This window comes from Streptomyces sp. NBC_00490 (assembly GCF_036013645.1).
GTDB classification, from domain to species: domain Bacteria; phylum Actinomycetota; class Actinomycetes; order Streptomycetales; family Streptomycetaceae; genus Streptomyces; species Streptomyces canus_F.
In genome coordinates this window covers 3,231,700-3,248,586 of the sequence record NZ_CP107869.1, presented here as the reverse complement: position 1 = coordinate 3,248,586, position 16,887 = coordinate 3,231,700, and the positions used below count along the sequence as shown (strand labels likewise).

The following is a 16,887-nucleotide window of genomic DNA, read 5'->3' as shown; positions in this document are numbered from 1 at the left end:
TTCTTTCGTATCTACGGTGGAGGCATGACAGGCAAGGAACGGGACCGGCGGATCACGGACGTGGGCACCCTCAAGGCGCTCGCGCACCCGCTGCGGATGAGGCTGTACCGGAATCTGACCCTGGCCCGCGTCGCGACCGCCTCACAGCTGGCCGAGGCGGTCGACGAGGCCGTCTCGCTGGTCAGCTACCACCTGCGCAAGCTCGCCGAGCACGGCCTGATCGAAGAGGCCCGGCCGCAGAGCGCGGACGGCCGGGAGAGGTGGTGGCAGCCCGCCTCGGACGGCGTGAGCATCCGCGACGAGGACTTCCGCGACGCCCCCGAGGAAGCGGCCGCGCACACCGCGGCCAGCAGGCTCTTCGCCGAGCAGCGCATGGACATGTACCGCCGCTGGCTCGACGAACGCGCCCACTGGAGCCACGAGTGGAACCGGGCGGCCGAGTCCTCCGAGGCGGCACTGCGCCTCACCGCGGACGAACTGGCCGAGCTGAACAAGGAGATGCTCGCGCTCCTGCACCAGTTCGACGAGCGGGGCCGGGCCGCCGACGCCGCGGGCGACACCGAGGGCCGCGAGAACGTCGCGGTGCACACGTACGCGTTCCCCTTCCGCGCCTGAGAGGACCCGGTTCCGTGCCCGCCACGCTCATCTCCGCGCCCGACGTCACCCCCCGGCCCGCCCACCGCGACGGCAACGTCCTGCGCTGGCTCGCCGCCTACACCTCCTCGATGGTCGGCGACAGCGTCTACTACATCGCCCTGTCCTGGGCCGCCGTACAGGCCGGAAGCCCCTCGCAGGCCGGCCTCGTGATGTCGGCGAGCGCGCTGCCGCGGGCGGTCCTGATGCTGGGCGGGGGAGTGATCGCCGACCGGTTCGGGCCGCGCAGGGTCGTCATCGGGAGCGACGTGGTGCGCTGCGCGGCGGTGCTGGCGGTGGCGGCGCTGCTGTTCCTCACCAGCCCGGGCCTGTGGCCGCTGGCCGCGCTCGCCCTGGTCTTCGGCGCCGTCGACGCGGTGTTCGTGCCGGCCGTGGGCGCCCTCCCCGCGCGCGTGACGTCACGCGACCAGCTCGCGCGCGTGCAGGGCATGCGAGGTCTCGGCATCCGCTTCGCGAGCGTCGTCGGCGCACCGCTCGGCGGGCTCGGCGTGGCGGTCGGCGGCTCGGCGGCGGCGTTCGCCCTCGCGGGGCTGCTGATCGCCGTGTCCGTGCCGCTGCTGCTCTCCGTGCGCATACGGGAGGTGCCCGCCGACGACGGGACGCCCGGGACCCGCGGCACCGCCTGGAGCGACCTGACGGCCGGCCTGCGCTACATCCGCGGCCACCGTGTCCTCGCCCCGCTGATGCTGGCCATCGCCCTCGGCGACCTCGGCTTCGTCGGCCCCCTCAACGTCGGCCTGACCCTCCTCGCCGACGAACGAGGCTGGGGCGCCGCGGGGATGGGCTGGATACTCGCCGGGTTCGGCGTCGGCGCGGGTGCCGCGGCCCTGCTGCTCACCGTCCGTGGGCGGCTGCCGCACGCGGGGCGGGTGGCGGCGGGCACGATCATCGCCGGGTCGGTCGCGATCGGGGCCCTCGCCCAGGCGCCGGGTATCGGCGTCGCCGTCGGCACAGCCCTGCTGATCGGGCTGCTCGCCGGACTCAGCGGCGCGATGTGCGGGGCCCTGCTGCAGACCCAGTCCGACCCCGCCTACCTGGGCCGGGTCACCGCCGTGGCCAGCCTGATGAGCCTGGGCTTCGCCCCGCTGAGCATGCCGCTGTCCGCCGCGGCCATCGGGACGTGGGGCACCGGCCCCGTGTTCGCCGTCAGCGCGGCGGTCTGCGGGCTCGGCGGGGTCGTGGCCCTGTGCGCCAGGGACCTGCGCCGCGCCGAGCTCCCGAAGTAGCGCCTAGATCCCCAGCTCCTTCGCCTCGTACAGCTTGGCGATCGCGTCCTTGTCGCCGTCCACCTCCACCTGCGCGGCGTTGTGCCGGCCGTACAGGAACAGCAGAAGCTCCGAGGGTTCGCCGGTCACCGTCACGACCGGGGCACCGCGGTGCGCCACCGCCGTCTGGCCGTCCGGGCGGCGCAGGACGAGGCCCGTGGGAGCGCTGCGGCCCATCAGGCGGGCGGTGCGCTCCAGACGCGTCCAGAGCGCGTCCTGGAAGACCGGGTCGAGCTCGCGCGGGGTCCAGTCGGGCTGCGCGCGGCGGACGTCCTCGGTGTGGACGTAGAACTCGATCGTGTTGGACGCCTCGTCGATCTGCTTGAGGGAGAAGGGCGAGAAGCGCGGCGGGCCGGTACGGATCAGCTGGATCAGTTCCTCGTACGGCTTGGCCGTGAACTCTCCCATCGCCTTGTCCAGACGGGAGGCGAGCTGCTTGATGAGCAGACCCCCGGCGGCGTCGGGGCGGCGCTCGCGCACCGCCACGTGCGCCGCCAGGTCCCGGGTCTGCCAGCCCTCGCACAGGGTCGGTGCCTCGGGACCGGCGGTCTCCAGAAGATCGGCGAGCAGAAGTCGTTCACGCTTGGCGAAAGTCGACATGCCGTCAGCCTACGACCGCACACCGGGTCCGCACAGTGGACACCGCGCCAGACCTGTCATTGGCGCGCGGCACAATGGCAACCATGACCAGCACGCCCCCGCCCAGCAACCTCGACCCCGAGATCGCCGCCCGCCTCAAGCGCGCCGCCGACGGGCTCGTCCCCGCCATCGCCCAGCAGTACGACACCGGTGAGGTGCTGATGCTCGGCTGGATGGACGACGAGGCGCTGCACCGCACGCTGACCACCGGCCGCTGCACGTACTGGTCGCGCAGCCGCCAGGAGTACTGGGTCAAGGGCGACACCTCCGGCCACTTCCAGTGGGTCAAGTCGGTCGCGCTCGACTGCGACGCCGACACCGTGCTGGTCAAGGTCGACCAGGTCGGCGCCGCCTGCCACACCGGCGCACGCACCTGCTTCGACGTCGACGTGCTGCTCAAGGACGCCGGTTCCGGCGTGTCCGCCCCGGATCAGTAAGGTCAGCCGCCATGGACCTCGAGACCTTCCGCAAGCTCGCCACCGACCGGCGCGTCATCCCGGTCACGCGCAAGCTCCTCGCCGACGGCGACACCCCGGTCGCCCTCTACCGTAAGCTCGCCGCCGAGCGCCCCGGCACCTTCCTGCTGGAGTCCGCGGAGAACGGCCGCTCCTGGTCCCGCTACTCGTTCGTGGGCGTGCGCTCCGCCGCGACCCTCACCTCCAGGGACGGCCAGGCCCACTGGCTCGGCGCCCCGCCCGTCGGCGTCCCCGTCGACGGCGACCCCCTCGCCGCCCTGCGCGCCACCATCGAGGCCCTGCACACCCCCCACCAGGACGGCATGCCGCCCTTCACCGGCGGCATGGTCGGCTACCTCGGCTACGACATCGTGCGCCGCCTGGAGAAGATCGGCCCCGGCGAGCGCGACGACCTCCAGCTGCCCGAGCTGACCATGCTCCTCACCAGCGACCTCGCGGTGATGGACCACTGGGAGGGCTCGGTCCTGCTGATCGCCAACGCGATCAACCACAACGACCTCGACACCGGCGTCGACGAGGCCTACACGGACGCCGTGGCCCGCCTGGACGCCATGCAGGCGGACCTGACCCGCCCGGTGGCCCAGCCGCCCGCCGTCCTCCCGCCCTCCGAACTCCCCGAGTACACCGCCCTGTGGGGCGGCGAGGACTTCCGCGAGGCCGTCGAGGACATCAAGGAGCGCATCCGCGCGGGCGAGGCCTTCCAGGTCGTCCCCTCGCAGCGCTTCGAAACACCCTGCACGGCAAGCGCGTTGGACGTGTACCGGGTCCTGAGGGCCACCAACCCCTCCCCGTACATGTACCTGTTCCGCTTCGACGGCTTCGACGTCGTCGGCTCGTCCCCCGAAGCCCTCGTGAAGGTCGAGGACGGGCGGGCCATGGTCCACCCCATCGCCGGCACCCGGTGGCGCGGAGCCACCCCGCAGGAGGACCAGGCTCTCGCCGACGAACTGCTCGCCGACCCCAAGGAACGCGCCGAGCACCTGATGCTGGTCGACCTGGGCCGCAACGACCTGGGGCGGGTCTGCGAACCGGGCTCCGTGGAAGTCGTGGACTTCATGTCCATCGAGCGGTACTCGCACGTGATGCACATCGTCTCGACGGTGACCGGCAAGGTCGCCCCGGGCCGCACCGCCTTCGACGTCCTGACGGCATGCTTCCCGGCGGGCACCCTCTCCGGCGCCCCCAAGCCGCGCGCGATGCAGATCATCGACGAACTCGAACCGTCCCGGCGCGGACTGTACGGCGGCTGCGTCGGCTACCTCGACTTCGCGGGCGACTCCGACACGGCCATCGCCATCCGCACGGCCCTCCTCCGCGACGGCACGGCCTACGTCCAGGCCGGCGCCGGAATCGTCGCCGACTCCGACCCGGTCGCCGAGGACCAGGAGTGCCGGAACAAGGCGGCCGCGGTGCTGCGCGCGGTGCACACGGCGAACCGACTCGGGCAATAGGGCGCTTCTCATACGAACCCCGGGTGACACTTCGCCCGGGGTTCGGGCGATAGTGGACCAGTGACTGCTGTTCCTCCCCCCCGTTCCGAAGCCGCCGGACCCGCCAGGGCCGGCCGGCTCAGCCTCGCCGTAGCCCTCCTCTCCGGCGCGCTCGGCGCGGCCGTGGCGCTGCTCGCGACCCGTCAGCAGTGGTCGGAGGGCACCGCGACCGTCGCCGGCGGCGACTTCCCGCTGACCGCCAAGGGCAGCGACGTCACGGGCGTGCCCGCGGCCCTCGCCATAGTGGGCCTCGCCGCGCTCGTCGCCGTCTTCGCCGTCCGCAAGGCCGGCCGTTTCGCGGTCGCCGCGCTGCTCGCGCTCTCCGGCGCCGGGATCATCGCGGCGGCGCTCCTCGGTGTCGACGACTCGTCCGCGCTCGACGAGCAGGCCGCGAAGGCCTCCGGCGACGCGTCCGCGACGGTCGACGCACTGAGCCATACCGCCTGGCCGTATGTCGCCGCCGCCGGCGGGGCGCTGATTCTGCTGGCCGGGTTGCTCGCGCTGCGGTACGGGCGGCTGTGGCCCGCGATGTCCGGTCGGTACGAGCGCAGTGGTGCACCGCGTCCGGTTCGCAGGCCGAAGGCGGCCGACCCCGACCGGCCCGAGGAGATGTGGAAGGCCCTGGACCGAGGGGAAGACCCCACGGGCGCGTAGGCGCTCCCCGGGAGGTGCCGCGTTCGGCCGTCAGGAGGCCGCGGTGCCGTCGTGGCTTGTCGCGTGGTTCCCCGCGCCCCTTAGGTTGGTTGGACCACCCCCGATCACTTCGCACGCGTGCGTGCGGAACAATGGCCCTGAGCGTCCGGCTCAGACACGTTTACAGCAACGAGGAGCAAGTCATGGCGGGCAGCAGCCACGGTCACACCCCGGCCGCCTGGACCGGTGTCACTATCGCCTTCATCGGTTTCTGCGTCGCGGGCGCCTTCATGGTGCTGGCCGAGCCGCTGGGATTCTGGGCGGGCATGGTGATCGTGGTCGCCGGCGGCATCATCGGCTGGATCATGAGCGCCATGGGTCTGGGCATGCCGAAGGACGCGCACAAGCCGCTCGTGACCTCGGCGCAGAGCGAGAGCTGATAGCCGTACGGCAGTCACGTACGACGTCCCGAGGGGCGGCCCCGTGCCGCCCCTCACGCGTGTCCGGGCCCGGGCGAGGCACAATGCGAGGCGTGAACGCCGACAGCCACAGGGTGACGCCGTACGCGGCGAGGGCGGGACGGCTGGCCGTGCCCGCGGGGGTCCTCGCGGCCGTCGCGGGGGCCTTCGCGTACGTCGCCGCCGTGGACCCCAACGAGCCGGGCCACTACCCCGTCTGTCCGCTGCTGCGGCTGACGGGCCTGTACTGCCCCGGCTGCGGGGGACTGCGCAGCGCGCACGCGTTCGCCCACGGGGACTTTTTGACCGCGCTCCAGGCCAACGCGCCCGCCGTGCTCGGCTATCTGGGCTTCGCCGTGCTGTGGACCGTCTGGGTGGTCCGTGCCGCGCGCGGGCGACCGCTGCGGCTCGATCTCGGGCCCGTGCACCTGTGGGCCGTCGGCGCATTGCTGCTGGTCTTCACGGTTGTCCGGAACCTGCCGTTCGGTGGCTGGCTGCACCCTTGATCAATTGGCGAACGTCCAGGTAGTGGGACCGGCGTCAACCGGATGCGAGGCCTACGCCTTCCTCCGGATACCATCGCAGTGACCACCTCTTTTCTCTGGTCGCTGGAACTGTCAACCGTCTGGAAGGGGGCCGCTCGCGTGAGTGTGCTCGACGAGATCATCGACGGAGTCCGTGCCGACCTCGCGGAGCGGCAGGCGCGCGTCAGCCTCGACGAGCTCAAGGAGCGCGCGGCGAAGGCTTCCGCGGCCAAGGACGGCGTGGCCGCACTGCGCGGCGACGGCGTCAAGGTCATCTGCGAGGTCAAGCGCTCCAGCCCCTCCAAGGGCGCGCTGGCCGCGATCGCCGACCCGGCCGGGCTCGCCGCGGACTACGAGGCGGGCGGCGCGGCCGTCATCTCCGTCCTCACCGAACAGCGCCGCTTCGGCGGCTCGCTGGCCGACCTCGAGGCCGTCCGCGCGCGCGTGGACATCCCGGTCCTGCGCAAGGACTTCATCGTCACGTCGTACCAGCTGTGGGAGGCCCGCGCGTACGGCGCCGACCTCGCCCTGCTGATCGTGGCGGCCCTCGACCAGCCCGCCCTGGAGTCCCTGATCGAGCGCGCGGTGTCCATCGGACTCACCCCGATCGTCGAGGTCCACGACGAGGACGAGGTCGAGCGCGCGGTGGACGCGGGCGCCAAGGTCATCGGCGTCAACGCCCGCAACCTCAAGACCCTCGAGGTCGACCGCGGCACCTTCGAGCGCGTCGCCCCCGAGATCCCGGACCACATCGTCAAGATCGCCGAGTCCGGCGTCCGCGGCCCCCACGACCTCATCGCCTACGCCAACGCCGGCGCCGACGCGGTCCTGGTCGGCGAGTCCCTGGTCACCGGCAAGGACCCGAAGTCCGCGGTCTCGGACCTGGTCGCGGCGGGCGAACACCCGGCATTGCGGCACGGACGCAGCTGATCATTCGATAGGCTTGCCGACGATGACGCTCACCATGACAGCCACGGACAGGTACGCCCGCCTCGCGCGCGGCTGCCGCCCCCGTGGCTGCCGCGCGCCCGCACGCAGGGTGCACGGCAGGCGTGTGCGTTACGTCATCGGAGACGAACCCGGGCAAGTAAACGGACGGCGATGGCAGCGCCCCTTCAGGGGCGCGGGGAACTGCGCGACCAGCCACTAACGGCCCGCTGCCAACGAACACATCCCCGCCCCCACGGCGAATAGTGTCCTTTTCACGCACTCACCGTGAGGTTTCCGCATGCCCAGCGAGTTCTTCATCCCCGACCCCGAGGGTCAGGTCCCCAGCGCCGAAGGCTACTTCGGCGCGTTCGGCGGCAAGTTCATCCCGGAGGCCCTCGTCGCCGCTGTGGACGAGGTCGCCGTCGAGTACGACAAGGCCAAGCACGACCCCGAGTTCGCCCGCGAACTCGACGACCTGCTGCTCAACTACACGGGCCGCCCGTCGTCGCTGACCGAGGTCCCCCGTTTCGCCGCGGAGGCGGGTGGCGCACGGATCTTCCTGAAGCGGGAAGACCTCAACCACACCGGCTCGCACAAGATCAACAACGTGCTCGGCCAGGCCCTGCTCACCAAGCGCATGGGCAAGACCCGGGTCATCGCCGAGACCGGCGCCGGTCAGCACGGCGTGGCGACGGCGACGGCCTGCGCCCTGTTCGGCCTCGAGTGCACGATCTACATGGGTGAGATCGACACCCAGCGCCAGGCCCTCAACGTGGCCCGGATGCGCATGCTCGGCGCCGAGGTCATCGCCGTGAAGTCGGGATCGCGCACCCTCAAGGACGCGATCAACGAGGCGTTCCGCGACTGGGTCGCCAACGTCGACCGCACGCACTACCTCTTCGGCACGGTCGCGGGACCGCACCCCTTCCCGGCCATGGTCCGTGACTTCCACCGGGTCATCGGCGTCGAGGCCCGCCGTCAGATCCTGGAGCGGGCCGGCCGGCTCCCCGACGCGGCCGTCGCCTGCGTCGGCGGCGGCTCCAACGCCATCGGGCTCTTCCACGCCTTCATCCCGGACGCGGACGTACGCCTCATCGGCTGCGAGCCCGCCGGGCACGGCGTGGAGACCGGCGAGCACGCGGCGACCCTGACCGCGGGCGAGCCCGGCATCCTGCACGGTTCGCGCTCCTACGTCCTCCAGGACGAGGAGGGCCAGATCACCGAGCCGTACTCGATCTCGGCCGGTCTGGACTACCCGGGCATCGGCCCCGAGCACTCCTACCTCAAGGACAGCGGCCGCGGCGAGTACCGCGCGGTCACCGACGACGCGGCGATGCAGGCCCTGCGCCTGCTGTCGCGCACCGAGGGCATCATCCCGGCCATCGAGAGCGCCCACGCGCTGGCCGGCGCCCTGGAGGTCGGCAAGGAGCTGGGCAAGGACGGGCTGATCATCGTCAACCTGTCCGGGCGCGGCGACAAGGACATGGACACGGCCGCGCGCTACTTCGGCCTGTACGACACCGACGCCGAGGTCGCGGCGAACGCCGCCGACACCGCCGAGATCGAGGGGGACGCCAAGTGAGCGGGAACATCCAGCTGCTGACCGACACCCTCGCCGGTGCCAAGGCCGAGGGGCGCTCCGCCCTCATCGCCTACCTCCCGGCCGGGTTCCCGACCGTGGACGGCGGCATCGAGGCGGTCAAGGCGGCCTTCGACGGCGGTGCCGATGTCGTCGAGGTGGGTCTGCCGCACAGCGACCCCGTCCTGGACGGCCCGGTCATCCAGACCGCCGACGACATCGCCCTGCGCGGCGGCGTCAAGATCGCCGACGTCATGCGGACCGTGCGCGAGGCCTACGAGGCGACCGGGAAGCCGGTGCTCGTGATGACGTACTGGAACCCGATCGACCGCTACGGCGTCGAGCGCTTCACCGCCGAGCTCGCCGAGGCGGGTGGGGCCGGGTGCATCCTGCCCGACCTGCCCGTGCAGGAGTCGGCGCTGTGGAGGGAGCACGCGCAGAAGCACGGGCTCGCCACGGTCTTCGTGGTCGCGCCCAGCAGCAAGGACGCGCGGCTCGCCGAGATCACCGCGGCGGGCAGCGGGTTCGTGTACGCCGCCTCGCTCATGGGCGTCACCGGCACCCGTGCGTCGGTGGGCGCGCAGGCGCAGGAGCTGGTCGAGCGCATCCGTGCCACCGGCAGCGACCTGGCCGTCTGTGTCGGGCTCGGGGTCTCCGACGCCGCACAGGCCGCCGAGGTGGCCGGCTTCGCGGACGGGGTGATCGTCGGCTCGGCGTTCGTGAAGCGGATGCTGGACGCGCCGGACGACAAGGCCGGCGTCGAGGCCGTCCGCGAGCTCGCCGGTGAGCTGGCGAAGGGCGTACGCGGGCAGGCGTAGAACCGCTCGTGGATCCCGGCCGTAGTCGGGACATGTCGTACAGGTCACTCGAACGGGTGGACCTGGGACCGGGGAGGCGCGGTGCGCCTCCCCGGTTCGTTCTGCGGGTGTGAGCGAGAAGAACCGTGAGGGAAAGCGCACCGCCCGCGAGCGGCTGGCGGTCGAGCGAGAGAAGCAGAAGACCGCGGAGAAGCGACGGCGGACGCTGATCGTGGGTGCCAGCGTGGTCTGTGTCCTGGGCCTCGCGGCGGTGATCGGAGTGGTCGCCGCCAACGCGGGCAAGGACGACACCGGTGACTCCGCGGACGGACCGGTCGTGGCGCCCTCGGGGGCCAACGGCGACGACAACCTCGCCATTCCGGTCGGAAAGGCGGATGCCAAGTCCACGCTCACGATCTGGGAGGACTTCCGCTGCCCGGCCTGCAAGTCCTTCGAGGACGCCTACCGCTCGACGATCCATGAGCTGACGGGCTCCGGCGAGCTGAAGGTGCAGTACCACCTCGCGACGATCATCGACGGCAACATGGGCGGCTCCGGCTCCCGCAAGGCGGCCAACGCGGCGGCCTGCGCCCAGGACGCGGGCAAGTTCACCGCCTACCACGACGTGCTGTACGAGAACCAGCCGCAGGAGACCGACGACGCCTTCGCCAAGGACAGCAAGCTCATCGAGCTGGCGAAGAAGGTCGACGGCCTGGACACGACCACGTTCCGCACCTGTGTCGAGGACGGTACCCACGACACCTGGGTCACCAAGTCCGCGGCGGCCTTCAGCAACGGCGGGTTCTCCGGCACCCCGACCGTCCTCCTCGACGGCAAGAACATCTATCAGGACCAGACCATGACCCCGGCGAAGCTGAAGAAGCAGGTGCTGGAGGCGAACAAGGGGTAGGGGTCTTCCGGCCCTCCCGTTATGGACCCGTAGCCGGGCTGCCCGCCGTGGGCGGCGCCCGGCACGGTAGCGTCGGACCTGCCATGGAACTTGCCTACATTCCCAGCCCGTCGCACGGGGTTTACGAGCTCGGCCCCATTCCGCTGCGCGGCTACGCGTTCTGCATCATCATCGGTGTCTTCGTCGCAGTCTGGCTCGGCAACAAGCGCTGGATCGCCCGGGGCGGACGGGTCGGCACGGTGGCCGACATCTCCGTCTGGGCCGTGCCGTTCGGTCTGCTCGGCGGCCGGCTCTACCACGTGATCACGGACTACGAGCTGTACTTCAGCGAGGGCCGCGACTGGGTGGACTCCTTCAAGATCTGGGAGGGCGGTCTCGGCATCTGGGGCGCGATCGCGCTCGGTGCCCTGGGCGCCTGGATCGGCTGCCGCCGCCGGGGCATCCCGCTGCCGGCCTACGCCGACGCCATCGCCCCCGGTATCGCCCTCGCCCAGGCGATCGGCCGCTGGGGCAACTGGTTCAACCAGGAGCTGTACGGGCGGGAGACGGACCTTCCGTGGGCCCTGCACATCACGTCCTCGACGGACGGCCGGGTGCCGGGCTACTACCACCCGACCTTCTTGTACGAGTCCCTGTGGTGCATCGGCGTCGCCGTCCTGGTGATCTGGGCCGACCGCCGCTTCAAGCTCGGACACGGGCGGGCGTTCGCGCTGTACGTCGCCTCGTACTGTGTGGGCCGGTTCTGGATCGAGTACCTCCGCGTCGACGACGCCCACCACATCCTGGGTCTGCGCCTGAACAACTGGACCGCGCTGGTCGTGTTCCTGCTCGCGGTGGTCTACATCGTGGTGTCGGCGAAGAAGCGGCCGGGCCGGGAAGAGGTCGTGGAACCCGAGGCCGACGGTTCGGACGGTCCCGGCGCGGAGACCGCGGCTGAGGACAAGACCGAGGACGCCGACTCCGCCGAGGCCGCGGAAGAGGCGAACGACGACGCCGAGGATGACGTCAAGGACGAGGCGGAGTCCGCGAAGAAGACCTGAGAATCCGTCGTACGACGAGGAGGGGCGCCCCAGGATCCTGGGGCGCCCCTCCTCGTCGTACGGGATCAGATCCGGTGGGCCAGGGACAGGGTGCGTTGTGCCGTCGCCACCACCGCCGCGTCGATGAACCGGCCGTCGGGCAATGCCTGGGCGCCCCGTTCCACCGCGGCCGCCTTCATGATCGTTTCCGCCTGTTCGATCTCCCATGCCGTGGGGAGGTAGGCCCGTTCGATCACCGGGAGCTGGCGGGGGTGGATGGCGGCCCGGCCCAGGAAGCCCAGGGTGCGGCCGTGGGCGCAGGAGGCTGCCAGGCCCTCCAGGTCGCGGATGTCGGGGTGGACCGACTGGGGTGGGGGAGGCAGGGACGCCGCTCTGGCCGCCACGATCACCCGGGAGCGGCACCAGTCGAGGCCCGGGTCCTCCCGTACGCCCAGGTCGGCCCGTAGGTCCGTCTCGCCCAGGGCGATGCCGCGCAGGGACGGGTGGGCGGCGGCGATCTCGTAGGCGCGCTCCACGCCGAGCGCTGTTTCGAGGAGGGCGTACAGGGCGAGGGCGCCCGCGGCGGGGACCGTCTGTGCGGCGATGCGGGTGATCTGCTGCGGGGAGGTCACCTTGGGCAGACGCAGGCCGGCCAGGCCGGGGAGGGCGGCCAGGGCTTTCAGGTCGGCGGCCGCGAGGGGACCGTCCAGGGCGTTGACCCGGACGTGGACGGGCAGCGGCTGCGGCTCGGCGAGGAGTTCCGCGGTGGCGTCACGGGCGTAGGCCTTGCGCTCGGGGGCCACCGCGTCCTCGAGGTCGATCACCACGACGTCGGCGCCGGCTGCGAGGGCCTTCGCCACCACGGGGGGACGGTCGCCCGGTACGTACAGCCAGGTGAGCGGTGTCATACCGCGCCCTCCTCCCGCAGCCTCGCCAACTCGCCCTCCGACAGGCCCAGTTCCGCCAGGACCTCCTGGGTGTCCGCGCCGTGCGGGCGGCCCGTCCAGCGGATCGCGCCGGGGGTGTCGGAGAGTCGGAAGAGGACGTTCTGCATCCGGAGGGGGCCCAGCTCGGGGTCGGCGACGGTGGTGATGGTGTCCAGGGCCTCGTACTGGGGGTCCGTCATCACGTCCCGGATGTCCTGGATCGGGGCCACGGCCGCCTCCGCCTTCTCGAAGGCGGCCAGGACCTCCGTGCGGGTGCGCTCGGCGATCCAGCCGCCGACCGCCTCGTCGAGGACATCGGCGTGGCGGGCCCGGTCGGCGCCCGTGGCGAACCACGGCTCGGCGGTCAGGTCCTCGCGGCCCACCAGACGCAGCACGCGTTCCGCGACCGACTGGGCCGAGGTGGAGACGGCGACCCAACTGCCGTCCGCGGTGCGGTAGGTGTTGCGCGGGGCGTTGTTGGCGGAGCGGTTGCCGGAGCGTTCCTGGACGTAGTCCAGCTGGTCGTACCAGGTCGGCTGCGGGCCCAGGGCCATCAGGATCGGCTCGATGATCGCCATGTCCACGACCTGGCCCTCGCCCGTGCGCTCGCGGGCGGCGAGCGCCGTCATCACCGCGTACGCCGTCGCGAGGCCCGCGATGGAGTCGGCGAGGCCGAAGGGCGGGAGTGTCGGGGGCGCGTCCGGTTCGCCGGTGATCGCGGCGAAGCCGCTCATCGCCTCGGCGAGGGTGCCGAAGCCGGGGCGGTGGGCGTAGGGGCCGAACTGGCCGAAGGCGGTCACGCGGGTGAGGATCAGACGGGGGTTGGCCGCGGAGAGTTCGTCCCAGCCCAGGTCCCACTTCTCCAGGGTGCCGGGGCGGAAGTTCTCGATGACGACGTCCGCGGTCGCGGCGAGGCGCAGGAGGGTCGCCCGGCCGCCCGGCCTGGAGAGGTCCAGGGTGATCGTGCGCTTGTTGCGGCCGAGGACTTTCCACCACAGGCCGATGCCGTCCTTCGACGGGCCGTGGCCACGCGAGGGGTCGGGCTTGGACGGGTGCTCGACCTTGATGACCTCCGCGCCGAAGTCGCCGAGCATCGTGGCGGCACCGGGGCCGGCGAAGAGGGTGGCGAGGTCGAGGACGCGGAGGCCGGTGAGGGGGGCGCTGCCCCGCGGGACCTTCATGCCGTGCACTGCTTGTCGATCTCGGGGCGGTACGGCATCGACACCGAGGCACCCGCCCGCTGGACCGAGATGGCCGCCGCCGCGGCCGCCCACTTCAGGGCCTCGCGCATGGGCCGGCCCTCGCCGAGCGCCACCGCGAGGGCGCCGGCGAAGGTGTCGCCCGCGCCGGTCGAGTCCACGGCGGCGACCTGGGGAGCGGGGACGCTGAAGGGCTCGGCGTAGCGGGAGACGTAGAGGCTGCCCGCGGAGCCCAGGGTGACGACCACCTCCGGTACCTCGTCGAGGAGGGCGATGGCCGCGGCGTGCGGGTCGGTGCGGCCGGTGAGGGTGGACGCCTCGTGCTCGTTGGGGATCAACAGGTCGGTGGCGGCGAGGAGTTCGATGGGCAGGGGCTGGGCGGGAGCCGGGGTGAGGATGGTGCGGACGCGGTGGGCGCGGGCCGCCTCGGCGCCCGCGATGGCCGCGGCCAGCGGGATCTCCAGTTGGAGGAGCAGGGCGTCGGCGCTGGCGATGAGGCCGTCGTCGCCGGGGGCGAGGTGGTCGACCGTGCCGTTCGCGGCGGGGATCACGACGATCGCGTTGCCGCCCTCGTCGTCGACGACGATGTGGGCGGTGCCGGACGGGCCCTCGACGGTGCGGAGGTGGTCGGTGTCGACGCCGGAGTGTTCGAGGGTGGAGCGCAGCTGGGTGCCGTAGGCGTCGTTGCCGACGGCGCCGATCATCGAGACGGTGGCGCCCGCGCGGGCCGCGGCGATCGCCTGGTTGGCGCCCTTGCCGCCGGGGATCGTGCGGAACTCCCGTCCCGTCACGGTCTCTCCGCGCTGCGGGGCCTTCGCGACGTAGGCGACGAGGTCCATGTTCGTGCTGCCGAGTACGGCGATGTGCGTCATGGGCGGGAAGCCTCCAGGCGGGTGAGGTGGGCGAGGGCGTCGAAGCCGGTGCCGTCGAAGTCGGCGACCGAGGTGGCGAGGCGGTTCTTGAGCGGGGTGGTCCAGCGGTCGGGGAGCCGGTCGGGGGCGCCGGTGAGGAGCCCGGCGATGCTGCCCGCGGTGGCGCCGTTGGAGTCGGTGTCCCAACCGCCGCTCACCGCCCGGCAGATGGAGCCGGTGAAGTCGCCGTCGGCGTGGGTGAGGGCGGCGGCGATGAGGGCGGTGTTGGGGATGGCGTGGACCCAGTGGTGGGTGTCGGCGTAGGTGGCGTGGAGTTCGTCCACGACCTCGTCGAAGTCGTCGGTCTGCCGGGCCAGCCCGATCGCGTGGTGGACGGCCCGGGACAGGCGGGAGGCCGGGGGGATCACGGTCAGGCCGCTGCGCAGGCAGGAGTGGATGTCGTGGCCGCCGGTGGTCGCGGTGGCGATCGTGGCCGCCGTGAACATCGCCGCGTAGACGCCGTTGGCGGTGTGGGTGAGGGTGGCGTCCCGGTGGGCCTGTGCCGCCGCGGCCGCCGGGTCGCCGGGGTTGGTCCAGCCGTGTACGTCGGCTCGGATCAGGGCGCCGATCCATTCGCGGAACGGGTTGCGGTGGCGGGCCGTGTGCGGGGGGTTCAGGCCGAGGAGGAGGTTGCGGTAGGCGATGCGTTCGGCGGTGAAGGTGCGGCCGGCGGGGAGTTCGTCCAGCCAGAGGCCGGCCACGTCGGTGGGGGTGAAGTCCCTGCCGTGGCGCTGGAGCAGGAGGAGGTTGAGGAGGGGGTAGTTGAGGTCGTCGTCCTCGGGCATGCCGTCGATGTTCTCGGCGAGCGAGGTGAGGGCCGAGCGGCGGTTCCAGGGGTGGGCCCGCAGGAGGTCGGAGGGGACTCCTCGGGCGGTGAAGTAGCTGTTCAGGGGCCAGTTGCCGGTGGACCTGGCCAGGTCGCGGACGGCTTCCAGGGGGAGCTTCTCGACGGGTTTGCCCAAAAGGCACCCGATGGCCCGTCCCAGCCAGGCGGCTTCGTAGCGGGAGCAGGGAACGAGGGGCACGGCGTCGGTGCCGGACGGCCAGTCGGGGCACAGCCGTCTGATCTTCGCCAGGTCCGTCGGTTCGTGCTCCTCCAGCCTGCTCGGCAGATCCGCGAGTTCGTCCAGCAGGTCCTTGGCCAGTTGCCGGAGATACCGGGACGGCGGCTCGGGGGAGGCGCCCGCCCGCAGCGGGGCCTGCTCGCCGCCCGCCGCCCTCCATCGCGCCGCGATCACCGAGGCCTCGCGGCCGTCCAGTGCCGCCTGGCGGAGTTCGTGGCCCAGGAGGTCCTCGGGCTGGACCCAGGTCAGTCGGAGCATCTCGGGCCTTCGATCGCCGTGAAGGCGGACTCGTGGGCGCGACGGCGGCGTACGTCCCGTTCGAAGATCTCCCGGGTCACCTCGGTGAGCGTGGTCGCCGGGTCCCAGAGGTCCAGGCGGCTGGCCTCCGCGACCTGCTTGGCCCAGTCGTCCGGGGGCGGTGAGCCGAGGGCGCCCGCGATCGCGCCCGCCATCGTCGCGGTCGAGTCGCAGTCGCGGCCGTAGTTCACCGCGCCCAGGACCGCGCGCCGGTAGTCGCCGCCGGCCACCAGCACCATGCCGAGCGCGACGGGGAGTTCCTCGATCGCGTGGAGGCGGGAGGGGCGGCGGGCGCCGAGGGAGGGGGCGCGGTAGTCGGGGCCCACCGTGTCGTACGGCGCGACCGCCTCCCTGAGCGGCTTCAGGGCCGACTCGACGTCCGTGTGGTCCTGGGCCGCCTCGCAGACCTTCAGGATCGCCGTCCGGGTGCCGTCCTTCGCCAGGGACAGACAGGCGGTCACGACCGACTCCGGGGTCGCGTCCGGGGCGCAGGCCGCCGCCACGGCCGCCGCGAAGACGCCCGCCGCCTCACGGCCGTACGACGACTGGTGGGCGCCCGCGATGTCCAGGGCCTCGGCGTAGGCGGCCCGGGGGTCGGCCGCGTTGACCAGGCCGACCGGGGCCATGTACATCGCGGCGCCGCAGTTCACGATGTTGCCCACGCCCGCCTCGCGGGGGTCGACATGGCCGTAGTGGAGGCGGGTCACCAGCCACTTCTCCGCCAGGAAGACGCGGTGGAGGAGGAGGGCCTCCTGTTCGAGCTCCGGGATCCAGCGCGGCGTCGTCATCAGGTCCGGGACCAGGTGGTCCGCGATCGCGTACGCGTCCAGGTGGTCGCGCACCTTGGCGTAGACCCTGACCAGGGCGTGCGTCATCAAGGTGTCGTCGGTGACGTGCCCGTCGCCCTTGTGGTAGGGGGCGATCGGGCGGGCGGTGCGCCAGGCGTCGCCGTTCCAGGGACCGACGATGCCGTGGACGCGGCCGGCGTGCCGTTCGAGGATCTGGTCGGGGGAGTAGCCCTCCACCGGGCCGCCCAGGGCGTCGCCGACGGCCGCGCCCACGAGGGCGCCGGTGATGCGGTCCTCAAGGCTCGTTTCTGATTGTTTGGGCGTCATG

The 16,887-nt window shown here is 72.2% G+C and carries 19 protein-coding genes; 13 read left to right on the top strand and 6 right to left on the bottom strand.

Going from position 1 to position 16,887, the window contains the following annotated elements; all coding sequences use genetic code 11:
• The first annotated feature begins 24 nt into the window (after positions 1-24).
• Together OG381_RS14645 and OG381_RS14640 are read left to right on the top strand one after the other, a co-directional pair.
• A complete protein-coding gene (locus OG381_RS14645) occupies positions 25-615 on the top strand; it encodes an ArsR/SmtB family transcription factor (RefSeq protein WP_327716549.1) in 591 nt (196 codons plus the stop codon).
• 14 nt (positions 616-629) lie between these two features.
• Entirely contained in the window at positions 630-1,880 is a 1,251-nt protein-coding gene (locus OG381_RS14640; RefSeq protein WP_327716548.1) for an MFS transporter, read from the top strand.
• Positions 1,881-1,883: 3 nt separating this feature from the next.
• Here the strand turns inward: OG381_RS14640 and OG381_RS14635 are convergent, their stop codons facing one another.
• Positions 1,884-2,519, bottom strand: a complete 636-nt coding sequence (locus OG381_RS14635) for a TIGR03085 family metal-binding protein (protein ID WP_327716547.1) — start codon at positions 2,517-2,519, stop codon at positions 1,884-1,886.
• Between the two features lie 83 nt (positions 2,520-2,602).
• Between OG381_RS14635 and hisI the strand changes: the two genes are divergently transcribed.
• The 11 genes from hisI (at position 2,603) to lgt (ending at position 11,395) form a co-directional block, all read left to right on the top strand.
• Positions 2,603-2,995, top strand: coding sequence for a phosphoribosyl-AMP cyclohydrolase (gene hisI, locus OG381_RS14630; protein ID WP_327716546.1), 393 nt, complete (start codon positions 2,603-2,605; stop codon positions 2,993-2,995).
• An 11-nt stretch (positions 2,996-3,006) separates the two neighbouring features.
• Positions 3,007-4,485: an anthranilate synthase component I gene (locus OG381_RS14625; protein WP_327716545.1), complete on the top strand. Its 1,479-nt coding sequence runs from the start codon at positions 3,007-3,009 to the stop codon at positions 4,483-4,485.
• A 60-nt stretch (positions 4,486-4,545) separates the two neighbouring features.
• On the top strand, positions 4,546-5,178 hold the full coding sequence (locus tag OG381_RS14620) for a TIGR02234 family membrane protein (RefSeq protein WP_327716544.1): 633 nt from the start codon (positions 4,546-4,548) through the stop codon (positions 5,176-5,178).
• Between the two features lie 182 nt (positions 5,179-5,360).
• Positions 5,361-5,597 (top strand): HGxxPAAW family protein, encoded by a 237-nt coding sequence (locus tag OG381_RS14615; RefSeq protein WP_307032064.1) that lies wholly within the window; start codon positions 5,361-5,363, stop codon positions 5,595-5,597.
• An 83-nt stretch (positions 5,598-5,680) separates the two neighbouring features.
• Positions 5,681-6,121: a DUF2752 domain-containing protein gene (locus tag OG381_RS14610; RefSeq protein WP_327716543.1), complete on the top strand. Its 441-nt coding sequence runs from the start codon at positions 5,681-5,683 to the stop codon at positions 6,119-6,121.
• Between the two features lie 138 nt (positions 6,122-6,259).
• Positions 6,260-7,069 (top strand): indole-3-glycerol phosphate synthase TrpC, encoded by an 810-nt coding sequence (gene trpC, locus OG381_RS14605; RefSeq protein ID WP_327716542.1) that lies wholly within the window; start codon positions 6,260-6,262, stop codon positions 7,067-7,069.
• A 22-nt stretch (positions 7,070-7,091) separates the two neighbouring features.
• A complete protein-coding gene (gene trpM / locus OG381_RS49630) occupies positions 7,092-7,289 on the top strand; it encodes a tryptophan biosynthesis modulator TrpM (RefSeq protein WP_384174715.1) in 198 nt (65 codons plus the stop codon).
• Between the two features lie 78 nt (positions 7,290-7,367).
• On the top strand, positions 7,368-8,651 hold the full coding sequence (gene trpB / locus OG381_RS14600; protein WP_327716541.1) for a tryptophan synthase subunit beta: 1,284 nt from the start codon (positions 7,368-7,370) through the stop codon (positions 8,649-8,651).
• Positions 8,648-9,466, top strand: coding sequence for a tryptophan synthase subunit alpha (trpA, locus tag OG381_RS14595; RefSeq protein WP_327716540.1), 819 nt, complete (start codon positions 8,648-8,650; stop codon positions 9,464-9,466). The genes trpB and trpA overlap by 4 nt, the downstream gene beginning before the upstream one ends.
• Before the next feature lie 109 nt (positions 9,467-9,575).
• Positions 9,576-10,355 (top strand): DsbA family protein, encoded by a 780-nt coding sequence (locus tag OG381_RS14590; protein WP_327716539.1) that lies wholly within the window; start codon positions 9,576-9,578, stop codon positions 10,353-10,355.
• A gap of 83 nt (positions 10,356-10,438) precedes the next feature.
• Positions 10,439-11,395, top strand: a complete 957-nt coding sequence (gene lgt, locus OG381_RS14585; RefSeq protein WP_327716538.1) for a prolipoprotein diacylglyceryl transferase — start codon at positions 10,439-10,441, stop codon at positions 11,393-11,395.
• A gap of 65 nt (positions 11,396-11,460) precedes the next feature.
• Here lgt and OG381_RS14580 read toward each other — a convergent pair whose 3' ends face one another.
• The 5 genes from OG381_RS14580 to OG381_RS14560 are packed head-to-tail and all read right to left on the bottom strand — an operon-like array spanning position 11,461 to position 16,886.
• On the bottom strand, positions 11,461-12,282 hold the full coding sequence (locus OG381_RS14580) for an HpcH/HpaI aldolase/citrate lyase family protein (RefSeq protein ID WP_327716537.1): 822 nt from the start codon (positions 12,280-12,282) through the stop codon (positions 11,461-11,463).
• Entirely contained in the window at positions 12,279-13,481 is a 1,203-nt protein-coding gene (locus OG381_RS14575) for a CaiB/BaiF CoA transferase family protein (RefSeq protein ID WP_327716536.1), read from the bottom strand. Before OG381_RS14575 ends, OG381_RS14580 begins: the two co-directional genes overlap by 4 nt.
• Positions 13,478-14,371 carry a ribokinase gene (gene rbsK / locus OG381_RS14570; RefSeq protein WP_327716535.1) on the bottom strand — a complete coding sequence of 298 codons (894 nt, stop codon included), beginning with the start codon at positions 14,369-14,371 and terminating at the stop codon, positions 13,478-13,480. The genes OG381_RS14575 and rbsK overlap by 4 nt, the downstream gene beginning before the upstream one ends.
• On the bottom strand, positions 14,368-15,732 hold the full coding sequence (locus tag OG381_RS14565) for an ADP-ribosylglycohydrolase family protein (protein ID WP_327716534.1): 1,365 nt from the start codon (positions 15,730-15,732) through the stop codon (positions 14,368-14,370). Before OG381_RS14565 ends, rbsK begins: the two co-directional genes overlap by 4 nt.
• Complete coding sequence (locus OG381_RS14560; RefSeq protein ID WP_327716533.1) at positions 15,720-16,886, bottom strand: ADP-ribosylglycohydrolase family protein; 1,167 nt, start codon at positions 16,884-16,886, stop codon at positions 15,720-15,722. The genes OG381_RS14565 and OG381_RS14560 overlap by 13 nt, the downstream gene beginning before the upstream one ends.
• Position 16,887 lies beyond the last annotated feature (1 nt).